Genomic DNA, 8,331 nt, shown 5'->3' on the forward strand with positions numbered 1-8,331 from the left:
GCGGCCCCAGCAGCGCAGCAGGTTCTCGGTGCCCGCCGCATCGGCCGCCCGGAGCGGGTCGGGGTGGTCGAGCGGGTCGGGGCGGACCGGGGGCTCGGCGGCCAGGGACGCGGCGGTCGGGGGCGCCGCGGTCAGGGGCGCGGCGGGGGCCGGGGCTGTGAGGACCTGGGCGGCCGGGGCGGTGGGCCTCGACGCGTGCCACAGTCCGTCCGGCGTCTCCTTCTGGCGCGGCACGGTCGTCGTCTCGACGGCGACGCAGCCGGTGGCCTCGGGCTCCGGGAGGTGGCTGGAGGGAGGGCCGTCGGTCTCGGGCGCGGGGGTGGGGTTCACGGCGGTCTTCCTGTACTGGTGTCCGGGGTCAGCGGATCGATCCGGTCGGCAGGCGGCGGCGCGGTGAGCGCTCGGCGGCTGCCAGGGCGTCGGCGAGGCGGTCGATGACCGCGGTCGCCTGTTCGTCGGTGAGCGTGAGGGGCGGGAGGAGGCGGACGACGGAGGAGTGGCGTCCGCCGAGTTCGACGATGAGCCCGCGGCGCAGGCACTCCTGCTGGACGACCGCGGCGAGCAGCGGGTCGGGCGGCGCCTCGGTGCCGGTACCGGCGGGCCGGGCCTCGGGGTCGACGATCTCGACGCCGATCATCAGGCCCCGGCCCCGGGCGTCGCCGACGCAGGGGTGGTCGGCGGCGAGCGAGCGCAGGCTCGCCAGCATGCGGGCGCCGAGGACCCCGGCGCGCTCGGCAAGGCCGTTGGCCCTGACGTACGCGAGGGTGGCGGTCCCGGCGGCCATGGCGAGCTGGTTGCCCCGGAAGGTGCCGGCGTGGGCACCGGGCTGCCAGGTGTCGAGGGCGGAGCGGTAGACGATCACGGCGAGGGGGAGGGAGCCGCCGATGGCCTTGGACAGCACCATCACGTCGGGCACGATCCCGCTGTGCTCGACGGCCCAGAAGGCACCGGTCCGGCCGACGCCGGTCTGGACCTCGTCGGCGATCAGGGGGATGGAGCGGTCCTCGGTGATCTCCCGCATCCGGCGCATCCAGCCGTCCGGCGCGGGGTTGACCCCGCCCTCGCCCTGGACCGGTTCGACGATCATCCCGGCGGGCGCGGGGGTGCCGCTCTTGGGGTCGTCGAGCACGGTCTCGGTCCAGCGGGCGGCGGTCCTCGCACCGGCCTCGCCGCCGATGCCGAAGGGGCAGCGGTAGTCCTGCGGGAAGGGCAGCCGGGTCACCCGTACGTCCTGGGCGCCGCCCGAAGCGGCCAGCGCGCCCGCCGTCATGCCGTGGTACGCCCCCGTGAACGCCAGCAGGCCGCTGCGGCCGGTCGCGGTGCGGACCAGCTTGAGCGCCGCCTCGACGGCGTCCGTGCCGGCCGGGCCGCAGAACTGGATGCGGGCGTCCTCGGCCAGCTGCCGGGGCAGGGTGGCGAACAGCTCCGTGACGAAGGCGTCCTTGACCGGCGTGGCCAGGTCCAGGATGTGCAGCGGGGCGCCCGAGTCGATGACCTTCTTGATCGCCTCCAGGACGACCGGGTGGTTGTGGCCGAGCGCCAAGGTCCCCGCCCCGGAGAGGCAGTCGAGGTAGCGCCGCCCGTCCGCCCCCTCGATGGTCAGCCCGCGCGCCCGCACCGGCACGATCGGCAGCGACCTGGCATACGTGCGGGCCGCCGACTCACGCAGTGACTGGCGCCGCAGGATGCCTTCGTGGGCGGCGAGGGGTGGCGCCGGAGCTGGTTCGGTCACGGCCACGGCTCTTGATCCTCCCGCTGTAACAGTTGCGTTGCACGTCAGTACGATTCCGCAAGGACGGCCTGCGAGGGTGAACGCTGTCTCCGTGCCCCCGGACGTACCAACGACCGAAGGGCCGAAGGATCACGGGTAAATCCGAAGATCCTTGCGGAGCGCAACCCTGCCGCACACCACCGGCAGCGACACAGGCATAGTGGGGGCCGCGTCCGGCACGGGCACGCCCCGAACGCCTCGGCAGCACCGCTCCGTTCGGTGCACCGCGCGCCGCGCGCAAGAGCAGTACGACAGCTTTGAGTGACGAAGTCCCAGGGGGAACAGCACATGCGTCTCGTTCGACCAGGAATCACCGCACGCCGCGGGGGAAGCGGGCGACGCGCCTCCTCCTCCGTGGTCACCACCGCCGCCGTCGCCGCGGTCCTCGCCCTGACGGCCACCGCCTGCGGCCCCACCGAGGACGACGCGAGCACGAAGCCGAGCGCCGAGGCCTCCGCCGGTGCGTCGTCGGACAACAAGATCTCCATCCCGGACGACCTCAAGGACCGTCTCAAGGAACACGGGATAGACATCGACAAGTGGAGGAACGGCGACTGGAAGAACTGGGACAAGGACAAGTGGCTGCGTGAGGCCAAGGACTACATCAACCCGATCATCGAGGGCCTCTGGGATCCCGACCGGATGCGCGACGCGGACAAGGCGCCCGAGCAGCCGGTCGACAACGACATCTCCGGCGACGAGGGCGTGACGGACCCGACCCCCGCGCCGGTCCGCGCCGTGGGTGTCCGGACGGAGTACCACGAGAACGCGCCCGAGGCGGGCAAGCTCTTCTTCGACGGCCCCGAGGGCTCGATGGTCTGCTCGGCGACCGTGGTGAAGGACCCGGCGCACCCCGGCAAGTCCAACATGGTGTGGACGGCCGGCCACTGCGTGCACGCGGGCAAGAAGGGCGGCTGGTACCGCAACATCGCCTTCGTCCCCTCGTACAACAACAGCGGGATGTCCACGGCCGACCTGCGGAACAAGCCGCCGAAGGAGAAGGTCGCCCCCTACGGCATCTGGTGGGGCACCTGGGCGCAGACCTCGCAGCAGTGGATCGACCAGGGCGCGTCGGTCGGCGGCCTGGGCGCGCCGTACGACTTCGCCGTGCTGCACGTCACGCCCGAGGAGGGCGCCGGCGGCAAGTCCCTGGAGGAGACCGTCGGTTCGGCCCTTCCGGTCGAGTTCAACGCCCCGGCCGTGCCCAAGATCACGGACATGACGGCGACCGGCTTCCCGGCGGCGGCCCCGTACGACGGCCAGAAGATGTTCCAGTGCAAGGACAAGCCGGGCCGGCTCTCGCTGGCCCAGGGCGACCCGACGATGTACCGCATCGGCTGCTCGATGACTGGCGGTTCCTCCGGCGGCGGCTGGATCGCGACCGGCCGCGACGGAAAGCCCGCCCTGGTCTCCAACACCTCCATCGGCCCGGTGACGGCCGGCTGGCTCGCCGGACCGCGCCTCGGCAAGGAGGCCAAGGGCGTCTACGACGCGGTCAGCGACAAGTACGCGGACAAGTAGAGACGAGGCCGCGCCCCGGCGGGCGCGGCCAGTGAGGGCCAGGGGCCTCCGGAGCGGTCGAGTCCGCTTCCGGGGGCCCCTGGCACGCAATCCATCGATGTGCAGATTCCAGGGGGATTCCTTTTCATGCGATCCATACGTCCGCTGCTCGCCGCGGCCGGGCTGGCCGCCGCGCTCGCGCTGACGGCCACCGCCTGCGGTCCCACCGAGGACGAGGGCTCCGCCGAACCGGCGGCCGGCGCCTCCGCATCGGAGACGTCCGGCGGCGACGGCAGGAACGGCGCCGCCGATCTGGCCGACGCGCTCAAGAAGCGCGGGCTGGACCTGGACAAGTGGCGCGACGGTGAGTGGAAGAAGTGGGACAGGGCCACATGGCTGCGGGAGGCCGGGGACTTCGTCAACCCGGTCATCGAGGGGCTGTGGAAGCCGGACCGGATGAAGACGGCGAAGGACCCGGCCAAGACCATGGCCGCCGGGGACCTCTCGGGTGAGCAGGGCGTCTCCGACCCGGAACCCCGGCCGGTCACCGCCGAGCGCGAGAAGACTCCGTACCACGACCACGCCGCCCCGGTCGGGAAGGTCTTCTTCGACTCCCCCAAGGGCCACATGGTCTGCTCGGGCACGGTCGTCAAGGACCCGGCGAACCCGGGCAGGTCCAACCTGGTGTGGACCGCCGGCCACTGCGTGCACGCCGGTGCGGCGGGCGGCTGGTACCGCAACATCGTCTTCGTGCCCGCGTACAACGACCAGGGCCGGAGCGCCGCGCAGCTGGAGCACGCGCAGCAGCGGGAGATCGCCCCGTACGGCGCGTACTGGGCGGACTGGGCCAGCACCTCGGGCGAGTGGATCAAGGACGGCGGCCCCACCGGCGGCGAGGGCGCCCCGTACGACTACGCGGTGCTGCACGTGAAGCCGGAGCGGGGCACCAAGTCCCTCGAGGAGACGGTGGGCAACGCGCTCCCGGTGAACTTCGACGCCCCCGAGGTCGCGCGGATCGGCGCGATGGGCGCGTGGGGCTATCCGGCGGCCCCGCCGTACGACGGGCTGATCATGCACAAGTGCGTCGACCGCCCCGGCCGGCTCTCGATCAGCCCCGCCACTCCCACGATGTACCGCATCGGCTGCACCATGACCGGCGGTTCCTCCGGCGGCGGCTGGTTCAGCGAGGGCGACGACGGCAAACTGGCGCTCGTCTCCAACACGTCCATCGGCCCGGTGACGTCGGGCTGGCTGGCCGGACCGCGGCTGGGTGAGGGCGCGGAGCAGATCTTCACCATGATGAGCGAGAAGTTCGGCTCCCGGTAGGGACGCCGGCACGGCCGCAGGCCCGTTCCCTCGCGGGGGAACGGGCCTGCGGTTGTTTCCGGTGCGGTGCCGCTCAGTGCACCGCGGGGACGAACGAGGACAGCTCGGAGGCCAGTTCCTCGTTGACCCGTGCCTTGATCAGCGTGCCCTCCGAGGTGTGCTCCTCGGAGAGGACCTCGCCCTCGGCGTGCACCCGGGAGACGAGCGCCCCCTGGATGTACGGCACGAGCGCTTCGATCGACACGGACGGCCGGGGCAGTTCGCGGTCGATCAGGGCGAGCAGCTCGTCGATGCCGGCGCCGGTGCGCGCCGAGACCGCGATCGCGTGCTTCTCGTTGCGCAGGAGGCGCTGGAGGACCAGCGGGTCCGCGGCGTCCGCCTTGTTGATCACGACGATCTCGGGCACGTCCGTCGCGCCGACGTCGCGGATCACCTCGCGTACGGCCGCGAGCTGCTCCTCCGGCACCGGGTGCGCGCCGTCCACCACGTGCAGGATGAGATCGGAGTCGCCGACCTCCTCCATGGTGGAGCGGAACGCCTCGACCAGGTGGTGCGGCAGATGCCGTACGAACCCGACGGTGTCGGCGAGGGTGTAGACCCGGCCGCTCGGCGTCTCGGCCCGGCGCACGGTCGGGTCGAGGGTGGCGAACAGGGCGTTCTCCACGAGCACGCCCGCGCCGGTGAGGCGGTTGAGCAGCGAGGACTTGCCCGCGTTGGTGTATCCGGCGATGGCGACGGAGGGGACCTTGTTGCGCCGGCGTTCCTGGCGCTTGAGGTCCCGGCCGGTCTTCATCTCCGCGATCTCCCGGCGCATCTTCGCCATCTTCTCGCGGATGCGGCGCCGGTCGGTCTCGATCTTGGTCTCACCGGGGCCTCGGGTGGCCATACCGCCGCCACCGCTCGTACCGCCACCGCCCATCTGGCGGGACAGCGACTGACCCCAGCCGCGCAGCCTGGGCAGCATGTACTGCATCTGCGCGAGGGAGACCTGCGCCTTGCCCTCACGGGACTTGGCGTGCTGGGCGAAGATGTCGAGGATCAGGGCCGTGCGGTCGACGACCTTGACCTTGACGACGTCTTCCAGGTGGATCAGCTGGCCGGGGCTCAGCTCACCGTCGCAGACGACGGTGTCGGCACCGGTTTCGATGACGAGGTCGCGCAGTTCGAGCGCCTTGCCGGAACCGATGTAGGTGGCCGGGTCGGGCTTGTCACGGCGCTGGAAGACGGCGTCGAGCACCTGGGCGCCCGCCGTCTCGGCGAGTGCCGCCAGCTCGGCGAGCGAGTTCTCGGCGTCCTGCACGGTGCCCGAGGTCCAGACACCGACGAGCACCACGCGCTCCAGGCGGAGCTGCCGGTACTCGACCTCGGTGACGTCCTCCAGCTCGGTGGAGAGTCCGGCCACGCGCCGCAGCGCGGCACGCTCCGAGCGGTCGAGCTGGTCGCCGTCGCGCTCCCCGTCGATCTCGTGGCTCCAGGCGACGTCCTCTTCCATCAGGGCGTCGGCCCGAAGGCCCTCGGTGAGGCTCCCGGTCGTGTTCTCCGTGGCGCTCTGCGCGTTGTACGCGTCCTGGGGAAGGGAAGAAGAGGAGGTCATTTGATCCTTACGTCGAAAGGAGTGGTTGCATCAGTCACAACGCGTGACCTGTCCGGAAGATTCCCGCCGGGGAAATCCTCCGCTCCGGCCGCCGCGGCGACTCGTCGATAGTGGCACGGTCCGCGCGGGGCGTCACGCGGGTTTACGCACCGGCCGGCGCGTTGCTGTGCCAGTCGGGGTGCCCCGGCATGGGCGGGGTCCGCTCGCCGTACAGCCAGCCGTCGAAGAACGCGGTCAGATCCCGTCCGGCGACCCGTGAGGCGAGCCGGACGAAGTCGGCCGTGGCGGCGTTGGAGTCGCGGTGCTCGCGGACCCAGAGCCGTTCCAGCCGGTCGAAGGCCCCGGGGCCGATCTCCTCGCGCAGCGCGTACAGGACGAGGGCGCTGCCGTCGTAGACGACCGGGCGGAACAGGCTGATCTTCTCGCCGGGCGCGGGGGCGGCGGGCCGGGCGGGCGGTCCGCCGGCCGCGCGCCAGGTGTCCGACCAGGTGTAGGCGCCGCGCATGCGCTCCTCCAGCGACTTGCCGGCGTGGTCCTCGGCGTACCGGGCCTCGTACCAGCTGGCGTGTCCCTCGTTCAGCCAGAGGTCGGACCAGGTCTTCGGCGAGACGCTGTCGCCGAACCACTGGTGGGCCAGTTCGTGGACCATGACCGAGTCGACGTACCACTCGGGGTAGCGGTCGTCGGTGAACAGGCGCTTCTCGAACAGGGACAGGGTCTGGGTCTCCAGCTCGAAGCCCGTCTCGGTGTCGGCGACGAGGATGCCGTAGTTCTCGAAGGGGTAGCGGCCGACCTGCCGTTCCATCCACTCCAGCTGGCCCGGGGTCTTGCTCAGCCAGGGTTCCAGGCGTTCGCGGTCGGCCGCCGGGACGACGTCGCGCACGGGCAGGCCGTGCGGTCCGGTGCGGCGCACCACGGCGGAGGTGCCGATGCTGACCTGGGCCAGTTCGGTGGCCATGGGGTGGGCGGTGCGGTAGGTCCAGGTGGTGGTGGAGCCGTGCCGGCTGCGGCCGGTGGGGAAGCCGTTGGCCACCACGGTGAGGTCGTCGGGCGCGGTGACGCGGAAGGTGAAGTACGCCTTGTCGGCGGGGTGGTCGTTGCCCGGGAAGACCCGGTGTCCGGCGTCCGCCTGGTTGGCCATGGCGAGGCCGTCGGCCGTGCGCACCCAGCCGCCGCTGTTCCGTTCCCCGGTGGGGTCGCTGGTGTGGCGGACGGTGATGCGCAGGGGGAGGCCGGCCGGGATGCGTCGCGCCGGGCTGACGACGAGGTCCTCGCCGGTGCTCTGGAAGCCGGCGTCCGCCCCGTTGACGGCGACGGAGTGGACGGTGCCGCGGGTGAAGTCGAGGTTGATCCGCTCCAGCGGCTCCGTGGTCCGCGCGTCGATGGTGGTGACGGCCTCCAGCGGCTCGTCGTTGCGGCCGTCGTAGGTGAGGCCGATGTCGTACGCGAGGACGTCGTACCCGGGGTTGCCGAGATGGGGGAAGAGCGGGTCGCCGATGCCGAGGGGCACCGGGGCGGCGGGCAGGGTGGCGGCGACGAGCGCGGCGGAGGCGGCGGCCAGCGAGACGGCCCGCGCACGGCGGGTGAGGAGCGGCATGGACTACGGCTATCAGCGCCGCCCCGTCCGCAGCGGGCGGCGCGCGCCGCGCCACCCGAATGAGACCGCGCGCCACCGGGCGACGGGCCCGGGTCAGTGCGTCCCGGAGAGGCCCTTCGCGCGGCTGACGTCGTACACGCCGGGCACGTCGCGCATGGCGCGCATCAGTGCGGGCAGTCCGGCCGCGTCCGGGAGCCGCAGCGTGTAGGTGTGCCGTACGCGCTGTTCGCTCGGCGGCTCCACGGTGGCGGAGATGACCGCCGCGTCGGCGCCCGCGATGGCCTCGGTGAGGTCGGCGAGGAGCCGGGGGCGGCCGAACGATTCGGCGACCAGGGTCACCCGGCACGCCTGCTCGGCGCCCCAGCTCACCGCGACGGGCGTCCGGCCCGCCGCCTCCATGCGGGCGACCGCCGGGCACTCCAGGCGGTGCACGGTGACGGCGGCGCCGCCGCGTACGGCGAAGCCGGTGACCTCGTCGGGGGGGACGGGGGTGCAGCAGCCGGCGAGCCGTACGACGGCGTCCGGCCGGGCGGCCACGGCGGG

The 8,331-nt window shown here is 72.6% G+C and carries 6 protein-coding genes and 1 pseudogene; 2 read left to right on the plus strand and 5 right to left on the minus strand.

The window, feature by feature from the left end:
- Both MHW47_RS28505 and MHW47_RS28510 read right to left on the minus strand, forming a co-directional pair.
- A pseudogene (locus tag MHW47_RS28505) lies at window positions 1-330 on the minus strand (hypothetical protein); the annotation flags it as partial.
- Between the two features lie 28 nt (window positions 331-358).
- Window positions 359-1,738, minus strand: coding sequence for a diaminobutyrate--2-oxoglutarate transaminase family protein (locus MHW47_RS28510; RefSeq protein ID WP_239226636.1), 1,380 nt, complete (start codon window positions 1,736-1,738; stop codon window positions 359-361).
- A gap of 321 nt (window positions 1,739-2,059) precedes the next feature.
- On the opposite strand from MHW47_RS28510, the gene MHW47_RS28515 reads away from it, so the two are divergent.
- Window positions 2,060-3,292: a serine protease gene (locus MHW47_RS28515; protein ID WP_239226637.1), complete on the plus strand. Its 1,233-nt coding sequence runs from the start codon at window positions 2,060-2,062 to the stop codon at window positions 3,290-3,292.
- Window positions 3,293-3,418: 126 nt separating this feature from the next.
- Complete coding sequence (locus tag MHW47_RS28520; RefSeq protein WP_239226638.1) at window positions 3,419-4,597, plus strand: serine protease; 1,179 nt, start codon at window positions 3,419-3,421, stop codon at window positions 4,595-4,597.
- Window positions 4,598-4,670: 73 nt separating this feature from the next.
- Here MHW47_RS28520 and hflX read toward each other — a convergent pair whose 3' ends face one another.
- The 3 genes from hflX to MHW47_RS28535 form a co-directional block, all read right to left on the minus strand.
- Window positions 4,671-6,191 (minus strand): GTPase HflX, encoded by a 1,521-nt coding sequence (hflX, locus tag MHW47_RS28525; protein WP_239226639.1) that lies wholly within the window; start codon window positions 6,189-6,191, stop codon window positions 4,671-4,673.
- A gap of 142 nt (window positions 6,192-6,333) precedes the next feature.
- Window positions 6,334-7,788 (minus strand): M1 family metallopeptidase, encoded by a 1,455-nt coding sequence (locus tag MHW47_RS28530; RefSeq protein WP_239226640.1) that lies wholly within the window; start codon window positions 7,786-7,788, stop codon window positions 6,334-6,336.
- 93 nt (window positions 7,789-7,881) lie between these two features.
- On the minus strand, window positions 7,882-8,331 hold a 450-nt coding region (locus MHW47_RS28535; protein ID WP_308381727.1), incomplete at its 5' end, for an ACT domain-containing protein.

The sequence above is a fragment of the Streptomyces sp. OfavH-34-F genome (assembly GCF_022347745.1).
GTDB lineage: Bacteria > Actinomycetota > Actinomycetes > Streptomycetales > Streptomycetaceae > Streptomyces.